The following is a 15,682-nucleotide window of genomic DNA, read 5'->3' as shown; positions in this document are numbered from 1 at the left end:
CTCCACAGGTCGGCCGTCCGGGGGATCGTTCCACGGATGTCCGGTTCGCTGGACCGCCGCGAGGCCGGCGCGAGCACGATGGGCCCATGAGCCAGCTCGACAAGCAGGACCCGCGCGACCAGTTCCCCCGTCCGCCGTTCCCCGCGCAGACCCAGCAGGGGTCCGGGCTGGCGAGTGCGATGGACCCCGCCCCCGACCACGGCGAGACGAGCTACCTGGGCACCGGGCGGATGCGCGGGTACCGGGTGCTCGTCACGGGCGCGGACTCCGGCATCGGGCGCGCCGCGGCGATCGCGATGGCGAAGGAAGGGGCCGACGTGGCCCTGAACGCCCTGCCCGAAGAGCGCGAGGACCTCGAACAGGTCCGCGACGTCATCGGTGACCTCGGGCGCAAGGCCGTGCTGCTGCCCGGCGACCTGACGGACGAGGCCTTCTGCGACGTCCTGGTGCAGGACGCCGTCAGCGAGCTCGGCGGCCTCGACGCGCTCGTGCTGGTCGCGGGCCACCAGCAGGTGCACGAAGACGTCACCGAGCAGAGCACCGAGGACTTCGACCGCACGATGAAGGTCAACCTGTACTCGCTGTTCTGGCTCGTTCGTGCCGCGGTCCCGCACATGGCACCGGGCAGCTCGATCGTCACGACCAGCTCCGTGTCCGCGTACCAGCCGCAGGACCGCATGATCGACTACGCCGCGACGAAGGCCGCGATCATCACCTACACGAACGGGCTCGCGCGGCAGCTCGCCAGCAAGGGCATCCGGGCCAACACGGTGGTGCCCGGGCCGGTGTGGACGCCCCTGCAGCCGATCAGCTACCCGGGCGACGAGATCGCGGCGTACGGCCAGGACACCCCGTTCGGTCGTCCCGCCCAGCCCGTCGAGCTCGGCAGCGCCTACGTCTACCTGGCCGGGCCCGAGTCGTCGTACACGTCCGGCACGACCCTGACGGTGGCGGGAGCGACCGGGGTGGCGCTGTGAGTCCCGCCTCGCGCAAGACCGTCGTCCTGGTCGGGGACCGGCGGCTCGCGCTCACGAACACCGACAAGGTGCTCTACCCCGAGACCGGCACCACCAAGGGTCGGGTGATCGAGTACTACGAGCGGGTCGCGCCGTGGATGATCCCGCACGTCAAGGACCGCCCGGTGACCCGGAAGCGCTGGGCCAACGGTGTCGAGGGCAAGGTCTTCTTCGAGAAGAACCTGCCCGACTCGGCCCCCGACTGGGTGCGGCACCACACCATCCACCACTCGGAGCACGACAACGAGTACCCGATCGTCGACGACCTGCCGACCCTGGTGTGGATGGCGCAGCAGGCCGCGCTCGAACTGCACGTCCCGCAGTGGCGGTTCGGCCCACGCGGCGCGCAGCAGAACCCGGACCGGCTCGTCCTCGACCTCGACCCGGGTGACGGCGTCGGGCTGCCCGAGTGCGTCGAGGTCGCCGTGGCCGCGCGCGAGATCCTGCACGGCATGGGACTCGACCCGTACCCGGTGACGTCCGGCTCCAAGGGCATCCACCTGTACGCCGCCCTCGACGGCAAGGCGACGACGGCGCAGGTCTCCGACGTCGCCCACGAGCTGACCAAGGCCCTCGAGACGGACCTGCCGGACCTGGTGCTGTCGTCGATGAGCCGTGCCGAGCGGAAGGGCAAGGTCTTCGTCGACTGGTCGCAGAACAACGGCAACAAGACGACCATCGCCCCGTACTCGCTGCGCGGCCGCGAGCGGCCGACGGTCGCGGCGCCCCGCACCTGGAAGGAGTTCGAGGAACGCGGGCTTGCGCAGCTCACGTTGGACGAGGTCCTCGAACGCCTGGAGGCCCGTGGGGACTTCCTGCACCCGGTCGCCTCCGCCTCGCTGGCCGTCGGGCGCGACGACCACGGTCACTGGGACAGCGACCGGACCGAGCGCGCGAACGACGCCGAGCAGCCCGCACGTGACCGGCTCGCCGCCTACCGGGCGAAGCGGGACGCCTCGAAGACGCCGGAGCCCGTGCCCGAGGGAGCGCCCACCGTGCGGAAGGACGGCACACCGACCTTCGTCATCCAGGAGCACCACGCCACCCGCGATCACTACGACTTCCGGCTCGAGCACGACGGGGTGCTGGTGAGCTGGGCCCTGCCGAAGGGCGAGCCGACCGACCCGGGCAAGAACCACCTGGCCGTGCAGACCGAGGACCACCCGCTCGAGTACGGGTCGTTCGAGGGCACGATCCCGAAGGACGAGTACGGCGGCGGCACGGTCACCATCTGGGACGACGGTACCTACGAGCTCGAGAAGTGGCGCGAGGGGCAGGAGGTCATCGTCACCCTGCACGGTCGGGCCGGCGGCGCTCGCCGTCTCGCGCTGTTGCACACCCGCGGCCGTGGCGGCGGGGACGAGAAGAACTGGCTCATCCACCGCACGAAGGAACAGCCCGAACGGCTGGCGGACGGCGGCGGCTCTGCCGGGCCGGCGGTGGCGCGACGGTCGGAGCGGCCGTCGGACGGGCACGGCGATGCGCACCGCGCCGGGCAGCGACGGATCAGCGGGACCGCGGACGCCGAGACCCCACCGTCGGAGCGCCGGACGATGCAGGCGACCCTGGTCAAGGGGGAGCCCCGGCTGGACCCGGCCGACTGGGCCTTCGAGATGAAGTGGGACGGCGTGCGCGCGCTGGCGACGGTCCGCGACGGATCCGTGACCCTGCGCAGCCGCAACGACAACGACCTGACGGCCCAGTACCCCGAGCTGCAGGAACTGGGCGAGCGGGCCGGCGTGGACGGCGTGTTCGACGGTGAGATCGTGGCCGTCGACGATCGTGGCCGACCCTCGTTCCAGCTGCTCCAGAACCGCATGGGCCTGACGAAGACGCGCGAGGTCCGGAGCGCGCAGGAGACCACGCCCGTGCGGTTCCTGCTGTTCGACGTGCTCGAGGCGGACGGGCACGAGCTCACGCGGCTCGGCTACGACGCCCGGCGGCAGGCACTCGAGACGGTCGTGGAACCGGGCGGCGCGATCGACGTGCCGCCGGCGGTGCAGGGCGACCTCGACGCGGTGCTTGCTGCATCGCGCGAGCAGGGCCTCGAGGGCGTCGTCGCGAAGAAGCGGTCGTCGAAGTACGCCGAGGGCCGGCGATCCGAGGCCTGGCTGAAGCGCAAGCACCACGCCACGCAGGAAGTCGTCGTCGGCGGGTGGAAACCGGGCAGCGGTCGGCGAGCCGGCGGGATCGGATCGCTGTTGCTCGGAGTGCCCGGCCCCGACGGGCTGGAGTACGTCGGCAAGGTCGGCACCGGGTTCCGTGACCGCGACCTCGACGAGATCGCCGGTGTCCTCGCACCGCTGGAACGGAAGACCCCGCCGTTCGTCGACGTCCCACGACCCGACGCGCGAGATGCGCACTGGGTCACGCCGAAGCGCGTCGGCGAGGTCGAGTTCGCCGAGTGGACCGGCGACGGACGGCTCCGGCAGCCGTCGTGGCGCGGGTGGCGGGTGGACAAGGACCCGGAGGACGTCGTGCGGGAGACCTGACCCGCTCTTCGGCCTCGGCTCCGCATGCGTGCGCATGGGGTCCGCCGCTGGCGAACATCCGTCCCCCGTACCGTGCCTGTGCGGGGGACAGTATCGGCACCGCTGGCCACAATCGGTCATGGGCTGTTACGTTCGCCGGGACGAAGGGGGCTCTGAGCATGAACTCGAGCAAGTACCTGCCGCCCTACACGGCTGCAGAACGCGTCGCGATCACGGGGGACGACCTGTCGCAGCGGACCGTCGAACCGGGCAGTGGCGCCACGGAGAACGAGGTCCGGTACGCGGACTTCCTCGCCGACGAGGACGACGACTGACCGGGGCGGTCTGAGGTCCCGACCGCCCGGCGGGCGGGACAGACCCGACGGCCCGCACGCTGGATCAGGGAGCGCACGGACCGTCGCCGAGGCACGTGACCAGCCGGTTCAGGGAGACCGACCACGAGGCCCCGCACCGGGCTCGCCGAAGCGCGACCGGTGGGTCCACTGGTGAGACGTGCCGAGCGACCGGATCGTCACACGAGCGGCAAGAAGAATCGCCGGGCGACCTCGATGGTCGCCCGGCGATCTCGTCGGTGCGGGGGATCCCGTCGGATCAGGACGGGGTCAGGCCGCCGGTGCGGGGCCGTCGGTGGGCACCGCGTGGTCGGCCACGGGCGCGTCTTCCTCGATGAGCTCGTCCTCTTCCGGCTCGACCACCTCGGCCGCGGCGGCCTTGGCCTCGTCGATGGACTCCTGGGAACGGCGGAGCAGGTCGTCGTCGTGTGCTGCCTGATCGGTCATGCCCAGCAACCTACGCGGGCGTCCCTGTGTCGGCGTCCCGACGGCGGGCTCCGTGCGGCGGGTCGTGCCGGCCGGTGTGCGGTGGCTCGAAGTCCACCGCAGACGTCGGTGCGGGCGTCGAGGGCATCGCCGGGGCGGCCGGGGAGCCGAACGCGTCGGCGGCGTCGAGCACCGCACGGGTGGCGGCCACGGCTGTCCGGAGTGCATCGCGGACGGGCATCGCCCGGTGCGCGGGGGTCCGGACCTCGACGCCCCACGGCTCGTCGAACCCGAGTTCGCGCACGGTCCGCACGAAGCCGGGCAGGTCCCACGCTCCGGCGCCGGGCAGGTACCGTGCCGTCCGGGACTCCTCGGCGAGGGTCATCCCGCTCGGGGTGTGCAGCAGCCCGTCGCTCAGCTCGACGGCTGCGAGGGCCCCCGGTGCGACGCCCTGCCGGATCGACGCGAGCGTGGAACCGCCGCGGAGCGCATGCATGGCGTCGATGAGCAGGCCGCCGTTGGGGTGGCCGGCAGCGGTGACGAAGCGGGAGGCCCGTTCGATCGTGGGCAGGTTCGACCACGGTTCCGGTTCGAGCACGAGCTGCGCTCCGACGGCCTCGGCCTGGTCGGCGAGCACGACCCAGTCGTCGGCCATCGTCGCGGGGGAGGCTCCGGGCAACGAGGTGTCGGCGCGCGCCACCACCTGCCAGGCGCTCAGCGTCGCCGCGGCCTCGAGCACGACCCCGCGGTCGGCGTCCTCGTCCTGGGTGCGGCTCGTGCACGTCCACCACCGGTCGAGCGGTCCGAGCTGGACCCAGACGATGCCGGCGGCGTCGAGCATGCGGCGCAGGTCGGCGAAGCCCGTCGTCGCGCGGACCTCGTGCAGGTCGTCGAGGGACAGCGACAGGCCGGCGAACCCGGCGGCGCCGACGGCGTGCACGCGGTCGCGGATGCTCTCGTCGCCCGCCCACGTCCAGGACGTGGCGAGCAGGTCGTGTTCCAGCACGGTCGTACCTCCGGCAGTCCCGAGGTGTCCGCGTCGCCCCGTCGCGATGCGCCGCCCCGTGTCTGCCACGGGCCCCACCCGCGACGATGCCCAAGACTTACCCGTGCTGCCTGCGAATGCTCCCAGCCCGTCGACACATCGCCGACACGTGCTTCAGACGATCCGGGTCCGGACCTCGCCGACGCCGGCGATCGTGCCGACGAGCACGGCGCCGCGTTCCAGCACGCCGACGCCGTCCGGGGTGCCGGTCATCACGAGGTCGCCGGGCGCGAGCGCCACGGACCGTGACAGGGCCGCGATCGTCTCGGCGACCGACCAGATCTGGTCGGCCAGGTCGCCCGACTGCCGGAGTTCCCCGTCCACCGTCAGCTCGATCGCGCCGCTGGTCGGGTCGACCTCGGCCGCCGGGGTGATCGCCCCGATCGGTGCCGAAGCGTCGAAGCCCTTGGCCGTGTCCCACGGCCGCCCGAGTCGCTTCGCCTCAGCCTGCAGGTCGCGGCGGGTGAGGTCGATCCCGACGGCGTACCCCCAGACGTGTGCGAGGGCGTCGGCGACGGCGATGTCCGTGCCGCCGGTGCCGATCGCGACGACGAGCTCGACCTCGTGCTCCAGTTGCTGCGTCAGCGGCGGGTACGGGGTGTCGGCGCCGTCGACCACGACCGCGTCTGCCGGCTTGGTGAAGAAGAACGGCGGCTCGCGGTCCGGGTCGTGGCCCATCTCGCGGGCGTGCGCGGCGTAGTTCCGGCCGACGCAGAACACACGGCGGACGGGGAAACGCGCGCCCGTCGTCGTGGGCACGGTCGGGAGGCTCGGGGCCGGGATGACGAGTTCGGTCACGGTCCCAGCGTGGCAGGCTCGCAGGGCATCGGTTCAGCTCTCACCGAAGGACGCCTCGTCCTTGAGCTTCCGCGCTCGTGCGCGCTCCTGGCGTTCGCGCCATTCGATGCGCGCCTGACGGAGCTCTTCCTCGGCGCCCTTCGCCCGCATCATGGGCCCGTAGTGCGGGTCCGCCAGCAGTGCGGGCGTCGTCAGTTCACGTCCGTCGAGCCAGCGCTTGAAGTCCTTGTCACTCAGCTTCGAGATCATCGTTCGCTCCTTCGATCGTCGCTGCGGTCAGGTCGTCGAGTGCCTGGCCGACCCAGCGGTCGTCCGCGGTCGTCCAACTGCGGGTCACCAGCGCAGCGGACATCACACCGGCGGCCGCGCGCTGTCCTTCGTCGTCCGAGGTCGCCCTGTCGGCGACCCACGACCAACGCTGCCACCACAGGTCGCGGTGCACCGAGAACTCTGCATTTCGCCGTCCTGCGCGCCCGTCGAGCACCGAGGCGACGAGCGCACCCAGCGCGACGGACGCGCTCGTGACCGACACGAGCGCGCTGATCCAGCCGATGTCCATGCCGGAACCCTGGCAGCACGGAACCGGCCACGCGGCGGGCGTGACCGGTCCTGTGGAGGGCGATCCGGGCCTCCAGGCCTGTGGAGGAGTGCGTCAGTTGCCGGGCGCGGCCGCCTCGGTCTCGCCCGCACCCGGGTCGCCGCCGGTCCCGCCGCTGGCGGGCTCGTCCTGCGGCCAGCCCGCGAACTCCCACCCCGCGAGGGACGGGTGGTCCTCGCCCTTCGTGTACGCGAACGTCCGCGCGGCGTCACGCGCCTCGGACAGCTTCGTGAGCAGGTCGGCGTGCGCCTCGGCGTCCACCCGCGTCAGGGCGTCGTGGGCCAGGGCGAAGCGGTCCATCTCGTTGCGCATGAGCATGTCGAACGGTGAGGTCGTCGTGCCTTGCTCGAGGAACCCGTGCACGTGCAGGTCGTCGTGCCCGTTCCGGCGGTACGTCAGCTGGTGCACGAGGGTCGGGTACCCGTGGAACGCGAAGACCGTGGGCGTGCCGGGCAGGAAGAGCGCGTCGTACTGCTCGTCCGGGATCGGGTGCTCGTGCTTGCGCGGGTCACCGAGCGCCAGCAGGTCGACGACGTTGAGCACGCGGACCCCGACGCCGGGAGCGTGCTTCCGGATGATGTCGGTGGCGGCGATCGCCTCGACCGTGGGGACGTCACCGGCGCAGGCGAGCACGACGTCGACCTTCCCGACGGCCTGCTCCGTTCCGGCGAAGTCCCACACGCCGAGTCCGGCCTGCGCGTGCGCGACTGCGTCGTCGAGGGACAGGAAGACCGGCTCCGGGTGCTTGCCCGCGACGATCACCTCGATGCGGTCCGTGGTCTCCATCGCGTGCGCGGCGACGGCGAGCAACGTGTTGGCGTCGGCCGGCAGCTTGATCCGGACGAGGTCCTGCTGCTTCGACGCGACGACGTCGAGGAACCCGGGGTCCTGGTGGGAGAACCCGTTGTGGTCCTGTCGCCAGACGTGCGACGAGAGCAGGAGCGACAGGTTGGACACCGGCACCCGCCAGTCGATGTCGGTCGAGGACTCCAGCCACTTGGCGTACTGCCCGACCATCGAGTCGATGATGTGGGCGAACGCCTCGTAGGTGTTGAGCATCCCGTGCCGACCGGACAGCACGTAGCCCTCGAGCATGCCCTCGAGCAGGTGCTCGGACAGGACCTCGGTGACCCGCCCGCGTGCGGCGAGGTGCTCGTCGCCTGCGGCGCGTTGGGCCCGCCAGACGCGCGAGGTCACGTCGAAGACGGCGTCGAGCTTGTTCGAGATCGTCTCGTCCGGCCCGAACAGCCGGAAGGTCGAGGCGTTCTTCTCGATGAGTGCGGCGAGCCAGGGGCCGAGCGTGCCCGTGGCGGACGCCGTGGAACCGGCCTCGACCGCGTACGGCTCGAGCGGCGGCCGGTCGAGCGCGGTCCGCAGCCGACCGCCGTTGCCGTGCGGGGTGGCGCTCATCCGCACGTCACCGGTCGGGCGGATCGTGGTCATGATGCCGACCGGGTGGCCGTCCTCGTCGAAGAGCTCCTCGGGGCGGTACGAGCGCATCCACTCCTCGAGCTGGGCGCGGTGACCGTCGTCCTCGCGGACCGCGGGCAGCGGCACCTGGTGCGCCCGGAAGGTCCCCTCGACCTGCTCGCCGTCGACCTCCTTCGGGCCGGTCCAGCCCTTCGGGGTGCGCAGCACGATCATCGGCCAGCGCGGACGCAGGTCCGCGGCACCGGCGGGCTGCCCCGCGGCGGCGCGGGCGGCCTGGGCGCGGGCAGCGGCCTGGATGTCGTCGATGCCGGCGAGGGCGCGTCGCAGGGCACCGTCGAACAGGGCGTGCACCGCGTACGGGTCGTCGTCGACGCGGCGGGAGTCGACCACGATCGGGTCGTAGCCGAGCCCGCGGAAGTACGCGGTGAGGTCCTCGTCGGGGATGCGGGCCAGGACGGTCGGGTTGGCGATCTTCCAGCCGTTGAGGTTGAGGATCGGCAGCACGGCGCCGTCGGACACCGGGTCGAGGAACGTGTGCGCCTGCCACGAACCGGCGAGCGGACCGGTCTCGGCCTCACCGTCACCGACCACGCACGCGACGACGAGGTCCGGGTTGTCGAGCGCCGCACCGTAGGCGTGCGACAGCGAGTAGCCGAGCTCACCCCCCTCGTTGATGGAGCCGGGGGTCTCCGGGGCGGCGTGTGAGGGGATTCCGCCGGGGAACGAGAACTGGCGGAAGAACCGCTGCAGGTCGACGTCCTGGTACAGCTCGTTCCACGTGCCGTCCAGCCAGGCGTTCGCGTTCATCGCCGGACCGCCGTGCCCCGGGCCGCAGATGTACAGGAACTCGCGACCGGTCTCCGTGATCAGCGCGTTGCAGTGCGCGTACACGAGGTTCAGTGCGGGGGAGGTGCCCCAGTGGCCGAGCAGCCGCGGCTTGACGTCGTCGGGCTCGATCGGCCGGCTGAGCAGCGGGTTGTCCAGCAGGTAGATCTGCCCGACCGTCAGGTAGTTGGCGGCGCGCCACCAGGCGTCGACCGCCCGGAGCCGGTCGGTCGTGGAGATGTGTGCTGGAGCCATGGGTACACGGTACGAAACACCGGGTTGCGGCACCTCAGGAAACTCGTCCCAAACCGTTCGGGCGGGGGTGCCGAATCACTTGCACAGGGCAAAAGCCCAGGGCGCTCTCCGGTCACAGTTGGCCGGTACTCAGTATGTGCACAGTGCACATTCGGCCACCGGCCGGAGCGCCTCCAGAGCAAAGGACTGATCACGATGCGTAAGAGCCTCAAGACCTCCATCACCCTCGCCACGACCGGCGCCCTCGTCCTCGGCGGTGCCGCGTTCGGGATCTCCTCCGCCCAGGCCGCGACCCCGAACGTGCACACGGTGTCCTCGTCGTCCGAGTCGAAGATCCCCGCACCCGTCGCCTCGGTCCCCGAGGTCCTCGGTGGCTCCACCGCCGTGAAGCTCGACTCCGGCTTCACCGACGCCCTCACCGCCCTCAAGCTCACCCCCGGCGTCTCCGGCGACGCGACCCTCGCTGACGGGTCGGTGTCGTTCCCGATCACCGCCGGGTCGGTCACCTACTGGTCGCCGGATGGCAACTACCGCCCGTACGTGCAGGGCCTGCTGAACCACGACGACTCGGGTCTGACCCTGAAGGCCGGCGACACCACCGTCACGCTGGAGAACTTCGTCGTGAACCCCGGCTCGTCCAAGCTCTACGGCGACGTCCTCGTCAACGGCAAGGTCGCCGCGGCCAACGCGTTCCTGTTCGAGCTGCACGGCGGCTCCCTCAAGCCCCTCCAGCTCGAGGGCGACAACGCCATCCTCACCGGCACCACCGTCCACATCAGCGAAGACGCCGCCGGCCTGCTGAACAAGACCTTCGGCACCGACGCCGTCAAGCGCGGCCTCCTCGTCGGCACCGCCACCATCACCGCACAGATCAAGTAACACCCCGCACCACCCCAGTCGGCCCGGACCACGCAGCAGCGCGGTCCGGGCCGACTTGCGTCGCGCGGGCCGGCGCCGGGCAGAACCGGGTGTACCTGGCGGAAACGGGCGTACCTGGTCAGTTCTTTCGACCAGGTACGCCCGTTCTTGCGAACCACCGCGCGCGCGATGGGAAAGAACGTACGCACACGAGGGACGGGAGGCCCAGTGCCAGCTGGCACCGGGCCTCCCGTCCGTCATGTGGGTACGCCGGGCCGGCGGCCGCCGTCGTCACGGGCTGGGCGACACCTCACCTGCTCACGTTCGCGTGGTCTGTCGCTCAGCGCGAAATCGCGCCCGGACCCCGCCGCACCGCGGCACCGCGGCACCGCTCAGCGGCGCCGCCACCACCGCCGCGGCTTCGCCTCGAGCCGTGCCTGCTCCGCAGCCTGCGCAGCGGAGGCCATGCGCACCTCGCGACGCTCCCGCCAGGCCAGAACCTCGGCCTCGACGTCGCGCATCGGCGTCACCACCGGCGGCCCGCCGAGCAGCTGCCGCCGGGCCTCCTTCACCCGCGCGTTGAAGTCCACCAGCACGTCCCGCACGTCGGACTCCAGCGACAGCGCGTCGAGTGCGTCGTCGAGTTCGGCGTCCTCGGTCCGCAGCGCCAGGGCCGGCGGCGCGATGCCCCGGATGTCCTCACGCTCGATCTTCGACTTGATCCACCAGTCCGGGTCGTGCTGCCCGTCGAGTCCCGGCAGTGGCTTGCCGTGGTACGGGTTGCCCTCGAAGACCCCGCGGCGCTCGGCCTCCGCGATCTGGGCCCGGGCGTGCGCGGCGACGTCGGCGGCCTTGAGCAGCCGACGTTCCTCACGTTCCGACCGCACCTCGTCGGGGTCGAGCGACCCCCGCTCGATCTCCTGGTCGACGAGCTGCTGGTAGCGGTAGCGCGCCGCCCTGCGGAGCCGGTCCATCCGTGCATCGACGTCGTTCATCGTCAGACCATGATGCCCCGCGCCCCCGACGGTTCGTCCAGCCCCGTCAGGACTTCTCTGAGACTTCTTCGATGGTCAGCGCGGCCTGGATGAGGGCCAGGTGCGACAGCCCCTGGGGGATGTTGCCCATGAAGTCCCCGTCGACGGCGCTGAGCATCTCGCTGAACAGGCCGACGTCGTTCGCCTGAGCCACCATGTCGTCCATCAAGTGCTTCGCGTCGTCGACGCGTCCGACGCAGGCCATCGCCGCAGCGAGCCAGAACGAGCACGCCACGAAGGGCGATTCCTCGTCCTGGATGCCCGAGTACCGGTACACGAGCGGGCCGTGCTGCAGCTGCTCCTCGATCGCCCGGATCGTGGACTCCATGCGCGGTCCGCGGTCGAACGCCGACATCGCGTGCAGCAGGATCGAGCAGTCGAGCGCGTCGGTGCCGGGGTACATGACGTAGTGGCCGAGCTTCTCGTTCCACCCGTTCTCGGCGACCCAGTCCTCGATGAGCTCGCGGTTCTCGATCCACTTCTCGCGCGGGCCGTCGATCATCCCGGCGTCGTGCAGCTCGACCGCGGCGTCGAGCGCCTGCCAGCAGCCGATCTTGCTCGTCGTGTAGTGCTGCGCCTCCTGCAGCTCCCACATGCCCGAGTCTGCTTCCGGCCAACGGTGGCACGCGTCGTCGGCCAGCTCCTGCAGCACCGCCGCCGTCTTGCGGTCGAGCACGTTGCCGGCCCGGACGTACTGGCGCATGATCTCGAACACGTCGCCCCAGACGCCGAGCTGCAGCTGGTCACCGGCGCGGTTGCCGATCGTGACCGGCCCGATGCCGTTCCAGCCCGGGACGTCGCGCTCCTCGACGGAGTCGCTCTTCGACCCGTCGAGTCCGTAGAAGATCGGCATCGTCTCGTCGTGCTCGGCGATCGTGCGCATCACCCACGACACGGCGGCGTGCGTCTCCTCGCGCAGGCCGAAGCGGGTGAGCGCGTGCACCGTGTACGCCAGGTCGCGCACCCAGGCGAACCGGTAGTCCCAGTTCTTCCCGCCGGTGCGGTCCTCGGGCAGGCTCGTCGTCGGGGCTGCGGCGATGGCGCCGGTGGGGGCGAAGATCAGGAGCTTCAGGGCGAGGGCGCTGCGCTGGACGGCGTCCGACCAGGGGCCGTCGTAGCTGAACTCCTTCGACCAGGTCGACCAGTTCTCGATCGTGCGGTCGACCCCTTCGAGGGTGCGCTCCGGCTCGGGCAGGAAGATCGGCTCGTCGTAGGTGCCGACGATGGTCAGGATCGACTTCGAGCCCTCGGTCGTCGTGAACCGCCCCGAGAACCGGGGGCCGTCGTCGTGCACCGGTTCGAAGCCCTGCTCGACGATCGCGATGGTCACGCCGTCAATGCCGATCACCGTGCCGTTCGCGGTGTCGAGTCGGCGCGGTTCCGCCGTGTTCAGGATCGTGCCGGGCACGACCGCCCACTCCATCTCGACCGACCCTTCGACCCCCTGCACGCAGCGACCGATCTCGGCCCACGGCAGGCGTCCGGCCACACCGGTGACCATGGCGTCGGTCACGGTGGCGGTGCCGGACGGGGTCGTCCACGTCGTCACGAGCACGTTCGTCCCCGGCAGGTAGGCGCGGGACACCTGCGCCTGGTCGTCCACGGGCCGCAGGGCGACGTGTCCGCCGTGCTCGGCGTCGACGATGCTCGCGAACACCGGCGGCGAGTCCATCGACGGGATCGGCAGCCAGTCGATCCGGCCGTCGAGCGCGATGAGGGCGACCGTCCGCCCGTCGCCGATCGCGCCGTACGAACGGAGCGGGACGTACCCGTTCGTCCGTTCCTCGTTCTCGGTCGCGTCGGGGGTGTCTCGCGTGCGCTCGGTCATGCGTCCAGCCTGCCCCGGCGCCGGTGGCGACCATCAGGCGGACGTACCCCTCGTGGAGAACGCACGCCGGGCCTCCCGCCTGTGGAGAACCGCCGGCGAACCCCCGGACCCCAGCCGACACGCCCACGCGACTTGCGCATCCCGGGCGTGTCGCACTAGCGTCGTCCTCCTGCCGATCAGGCAGACCGCCCGCCCCGGGCACACCGGAAGGACCGCGCATGCGCAGCGTGCAGCACAACGAGGAACGCGTCGAGCTCCAGCTCGCCGCGGCCGCCGTGCTGCCCGAGCAGCAGTGGTCCCTCCGCTATCCCGCGTAGGCACGCGACGTCCCACGACGCCCCGTGCCCACCCGGCCCGGGGCGTTCGTCAGCACCGCTTCCTTCCGTCCGCCACGTCCGGCGACGACCAGGAGGCTCGGCGTACGACCGTCTCGGACCGTCACCTCGACCGTCACGAAAGCGAGACGACTCCATGAAGAAGATCAACGACCGATTGCTCAGCTGGGCCTCGATGCTCGAGGACAACACCGAGCAGCAGGCCCGCACGACCGCGCGCATGCCGTTCGTGTTCCCGCACCTGGCCCTCATGCCCGACGCACACCTGGGCCTCGGGGCCACCGTCGGGTCGGTCATCCCGACCCTCGGCGCGATCATGCCGGCGGCCGTCGGCGTGGACATCGGCTGCGGCATGATCGCGGTCCGCACGCAGTTCACCGCCACCGACCTGCCCGCCGACCTGCAGGGGCTGCGCGAGCAGATCGAGCGCGCGATCCCGCTGTCGGCCGGTGCGTCGAACCGGAAGATCGTGGCGACCGCCGCACCCCGGATCGCCGAGCTCGAGGCGATGGCCGAGACCGCCGGGTTCGACCCGGACGGCGTGCACGGCGGCTGGCGGAACCAGCTCGGCACGCTCGGGTCCGGCAACCACTTCATCGAGGTCTCCCTCGACGAGCAGGACCGGGTCTGGCTCTTCCTGCACTCCGGGTCGCGGGGCGTCGGCAACAAGATCGCGCAGCGCCACATCAAGGTCGCCAAGAAGGCCATGGAGCGCTGGTGGATCCAGCTGGCGGACCCCGACCTGGCGTACCTGGTCGAGGGCACGCCGGAGTTCGACCGGTACATCGCTGAGCTGCGGTGGGCCCAGCACTTCGCGCTGCTCAACCGCGAGGAGATGATGGACCGCGTCGTCCGGCAGCTGTCCGAGGCCGTCGGTACGCCCGTCGACGAGCGCGAGCGGATCAACTGCCACCACAACTTCACGCAGCGTGAGACGCACTGGGGCAAGTCCGTGTGGGTTTCGCGCAAGGGTGCGATCCAGGCGAAGGCCGGTCAGCCCGGCCTGATCCCGGGGTCGATGGGCACCGCCTCGTACGTGGTCGAGGGGCTCGGCAACAAGCCCTCGCTCGAGTCGTCCCCGCACGGTGCGGGTCGGCTGTTCTCGCGGAGCGCTGCCCGGCGGACCTTCACCCACGAGCAGCTGCGCGAGGCGATGGCCGGCATCGAGTACCGCGACACCGACGCGTTCCTCGACGAGATCCCGGCGGCCTACAAGCCGATCGACCAGGTCATGGCGGACGCCGAGGACCTCGTGTCGATCCGGCACACCCTGCGGCAGGTCGTCAACGTGAAGGGCGACTGAGACGCGCCCACCGACGGACGGGAGGCCCGTGGCGGCACCGCCACGGGCCTCCCGTCCGCCACGTGGCGGACGGGAGGCCCGGACAGGACGGCATGCGTCGGGCACGCTGGTGCGTGATGAGCGACACGGCGGAGCACGCAGCGAAGGAAACCGGACGACAGGTCCGGCGGGCGGCCGACAGCCGCTGGTTCGAGGTCACGGCACGCGCCGGGTTCGTCGGCAGCGGCATCGTCCACCTGCTGATCGGGTACCTGGCGATCCTGCTCGGCATCGGCAACGCGTCCTCCGGTGGCGAGACGGACCAGTCCGGTGCGCTGCAGCAGATCGCCGCGGTCCCCGGCGGGGTGTTCCTGCTCTGGCTGATCGCCGTCGGCACGGCCGCACTCACCGTGCGCCTGGTCGTCGAGGCGATCGTCGGTGGCCGTTCCGACACCACACGGGGCTGGCTCGCCCGGCTGAAGGACGTCGCGAAGGCCGTGGTCTACGGCGTGATCGCGTACTCGTCGGCCTCGTACGCGCTCGGCGCCGGGTCGAGCTCGAGCAGTTCGTCGCAGAGCGCCGCCGCGAAGACCCTCGCGACACCGGGCGGGGTGTTCGTGCTGGTCCTGGCCGGGGCGATCGCCGTCGCGGTCGGCATCGGCCTCGTGGTGATCGGCTGCCGCCGGTCGTTCCGCAAGCAGATCACGCGACCGTCGGGCCAGCTCGACCGCGTGGTCACCGTGCTCGGCGTCGTCGGGTACGTCGGCAAGGGGATCGCCGTGGTCATCGTGGGCGTGCTCATCGCCGTCGCGGGGCTGCAGAGCGACCCCGACCAGGCCACCGGCCTCGACGCCGCGTTCGACGCGGTGCGGAGCATGCCCGGTGGGGTGTTCGTCCTCGTCGCGATCGGCATCGGGTTCCTGGCCTTCGGCGTCTACAGCTTCTTCCGCGCGCGGTTCGCCCGCCTCTGACCCGTCGGCGCCGCCGCGGACTTTCGCGCTGGGCGACACCTCACGGGCCGAAAGGGGCGCGAGGTGTCGCTGAGCACGTGAACTCGCGGCCGTGCCACGCGCGACCTCGCCGCCGTGCACGCCTGAGCGAGCACGGACCGCCCCCGCGGTAGACGG

The 15,682-nt window shown here is 71.4% G+C and carries 14 protein-coding genes; 6 read left to right on the top strand and 8 right to left on the bottom strand.

The features are described 5' to 3' along the window. The first annotated feature begins 86 nt into the window (after positions 1 to 86). From QRN49_RS05030 to QRN49_RS05020, 3 genes are all read left to right on the top strand, one after another. The gene (locus QRN49_RS05030; protein WP_194623195.1) at positions 87 to 977 is read left to right on the top strand and encodes an SDR family oxidoreductase; all 891 of its coding nucleotides are present in this window, start codon (positions 87 to 89) and stop codon (positions 975 to 977) included. Next, the gene (locus QRN49_RS05025) at positions 974 to 3,508 is read left to right on the top strand and encodes an ATP-dependent DNA ligase (protein WP_284754139.1); all 2,535 of its coding nucleotides are present in this window, start codon (positions 974 to 976) and stop codon (positions 3,506 to 3,508) included. Before QRN49_RS05030 ends, QRN49_RS05025 begins: the two co-directional genes overlap by 4 nt. 158 nt (positions 3,509 to 3,666) lie before the next feature. Next, positions 3,667 to 3,822: a hypothetical protein gene (locus QRN49_RS05020; protein WP_259587273.1), complete on the top strand. Its 156-nt coding sequence runs from the start codon at positions 3,667 to 3,669 to the stop codon at positions 3,820 to 3,822. A gap of 288 nt (positions 3,823 to 4,110) precedes the next feature. Here QRN49_RS05020 and QRN49_RS05015 read toward each other — a convergent pair whose 3' ends face one another. From QRN49_RS05015 to QRN49_RS04990, 6 genes are all read right to left on the bottom strand, one after another. Then, positions 4,111 to 4,287, bottom strand: coding sequence for a hypothetical protein (locus QRN49_RS05015; RefSeq protein ID WP_155896953.1), 177 nt, complete (start codon positions 4,285 to 4,287; stop codon positions 4,111 to 4,113). A 10-nt stretch (positions 4,288 to 4,297) separates the two neighbouring features. After that, the gene (locus QRN49_RS05010; protein ID WP_284754138.1) at positions 4,298 to 5,272 is read right to left on the bottom strand and encodes a sugar phosphate isomerase/epimerase family protein; all 975 of its coding nucleotides are present in this window, start codon (positions 5,270 to 5,272) and stop codon (positions 4,298 to 4,300) included. 153 nt (positions 5,273 to 5,425) lie between these two features. After that, complete coding sequence (locus QRN49_RS05005) at positions 5,426 to 6,109, bottom strand: fumarylacetoacetate hydrolase family protein (RefSeq protein WP_111039764.1); 684 nt, start codon at positions 6,107 to 6,109, stop codon at positions 5,426 to 5,428. A gap of 33 nt (positions 6,110 to 6,142) precedes the next feature. Further along, positions 6,143 to 6,358 (bottom strand): hypothetical protein, encoded by a 216-nt coding sequence (locus QRN49_RS05000; RefSeq protein WP_110893998.1) that lies wholly within the window; start codon positions 6,356 to 6,358, stop codon positions 6,143 to 6,145. Beyond that, a complete protein-coding gene (locus QRN49_RS04995) occupies positions 6,339 to 6,668 on the bottom strand; it encodes a hypothetical protein (RefSeq protein WP_111024898.1) in 330 nt (109 codons plus the stop codon). Before QRN49_RS04995 ends, QRN49_RS05000 begins: the two co-directional genes overlap by 20 nt. Positions 6,669 to 6,761: 93 nt before the next feature. Beyond that, entirely contained in the window at positions 6,762 to 9,218 is a 2,457-nt protein-coding gene (locus QRN49_RS04990) for a phosphoketolase family protein (protein WP_194623189.1), read from the bottom strand. 195 nt (positions 9,219 to 9,413) lie between these two features. On the opposite strand from QRN49_RS04990, the gene QRN49_RS04985 reads away from it, so the two are divergent. Beyond that, a complete protein-coding gene (locus QRN49_RS04985; RefSeq protein ID WP_110865654.1) occupies positions 9,414 to 10,097 on the top strand; it encodes a hypothetical protein in 684 nt (227 codons plus the stop codon). Between the two features lie 371 nt (positions 10,098 to 10,468). Here QRN49_RS04985 and QRN49_RS04980 read toward each other — a convergent pair whose 3' ends face one another. Together QRN49_RS04980 and QRN49_RS04975 are read right to left on the bottom strand one after the other, a co-directional pair. Next, a complete protein-coding gene (locus QRN49_RS04980; RefSeq protein ID WP_111030880.1) occupies positions 10,469 to 11,071 on the bottom strand; it encodes a DnaJ family domain-containing protein in 603 nt (200 codons plus the stop codon). A gap of 46 nt (positions 11,072 to 11,117) precedes the next feature. Continuing rightward, the gene (locus QRN49_RS04975) at positions 11,118 to 12,938 is read right to left on the bottom strand and encodes a glycoside hydrolase family 15 protein (protein ID WP_284754137.1); all 1,821 of its coding nucleotides are present in this window, start codon (positions 12,936 to 12,938) and stop codon (positions 11,118 to 11,120) included. 471 nt (positions 12,939 to 13,409) lie between these two features. On the opposite strand from QRN49_RS04975, the gene QRN49_RS04970 reads away from it, so the two are divergent. Then, positions 13,410 to 14,576: an RtcB family protein gene (locus QRN49_RS04970; RefSeq protein WP_071404876.1), complete on the top strand. Its 1,167-nt coding sequence runs from the start codon at positions 13,410 to 13,412 to the stop codon at positions 14,574 to 14,576. 116 nt (positions 14,577 to 14,692) lie between these two features. After that, positions 14,693 to 15,526: a DUF1206 domain-containing protein gene (locus QRN49_RS04965; RefSeq protein ID WP_017886500.1), complete on the top strand. Its 834-nt coding sequence runs from the start codon at positions 14,693 to 14,695 to the stop codon at positions 15,524 to 15,526. The last annotated feature ends 156 nt before the right edge of the window (positions 15,527 to 15,682 follow it).

This window comes from Curtobacterium sp. ME-Dv--P-122a, assembly GCF_030209645.1.
Classification (GTDB): Bacteria; Actinomycetota; Actinomycetes; order Actinomycetales; family Microbacteriaceae; genus Curtobacterium; species Curtobacterium flaccumfaciens.
Note: the sequence above shows the minus strand (reverse complement) of the source record. Positions and strands in the feature narration are given on the sequence as shown.

Bases quoted from the DNA above. Each gene is read 5' to 3' on its own strand.
- QRN49_RS04995 (WP_111024898.1), bottom strand. From the start codon at position 6,668: ATGGACATCGGCTGGATCAGCGCGCTCGTGTCGGTCACGAGCGCGTCC.
- QRN49_RS05030 (WP_194623195.1), top strand. From the start codon at position 87: ATGAGCCAGCTCGACAAGCAGGACCCGCGCGACCAGTTCCCCCGTCCG.
- QRN49_RS05020 (WP_259587273.1), top strand. From the start codon at position 3,667: ATGAACTCGAGCAAGTACCTGCCGCCCTACACGGCTGCAGAACGCGTC.
- QRN49_RS04985 (WP_110865654.1), top strand. From the start codon at position 9,414: ATGCGTAAGAGCCTCAAGACCTCCATCACCCTCGCCACGACCGGCGCC.
- QRN49_RS04975 (WP_284754137.1), bottom strand. From the start codon at position 12,938: ATGACCGAGCGCACGCGAGACACCCCCGACGCGACCGAGAACGAGGAA.
- QRN49_RS04980 (WP_111030880.1), bottom strand. From the start codon at position 11,071: ATGAACGACGTCGATGCACGGATGGACCGGCTCCGCAGGGCGGCGCGC.
- QRN49_RS05015 (WP_155896953.1), bottom strand. From the start codon at position 4,287: ATGACCGATCAGGCAGCACACGACGACGACCTGCTCCGCCGTTCCCAG.
- QRN49_RS04970 (WP_071404876.1), top strand. From the start codon at position 13,410: ATGAAGAAGATCAACGACCGATTGCTCAGCTGGGCCTCGATGCTCGAG.
- QRN49_RS04990 (WP_194623189.1), bottom strand. From the start codon at position 9,218: ATGGCTCCAGCACACATCTCCACGACCGACCGGCTCCGGGCGGTCGAC.
- QRN49_RS04965 (WP_017886500.1), top strand. From the start codon at position 14,693: ATGAGCGACACGGCGGAGCACGCAGCGAAGGAAACCGGACGACAGGTC.
- QRN49_RS05000 (WP_110893998.1), bottom strand. From the start codon at position 6,358: ATGATCTCGAAGCTGAGTGACAAGGACTTCAAGCGCTGGCTCGACGGA.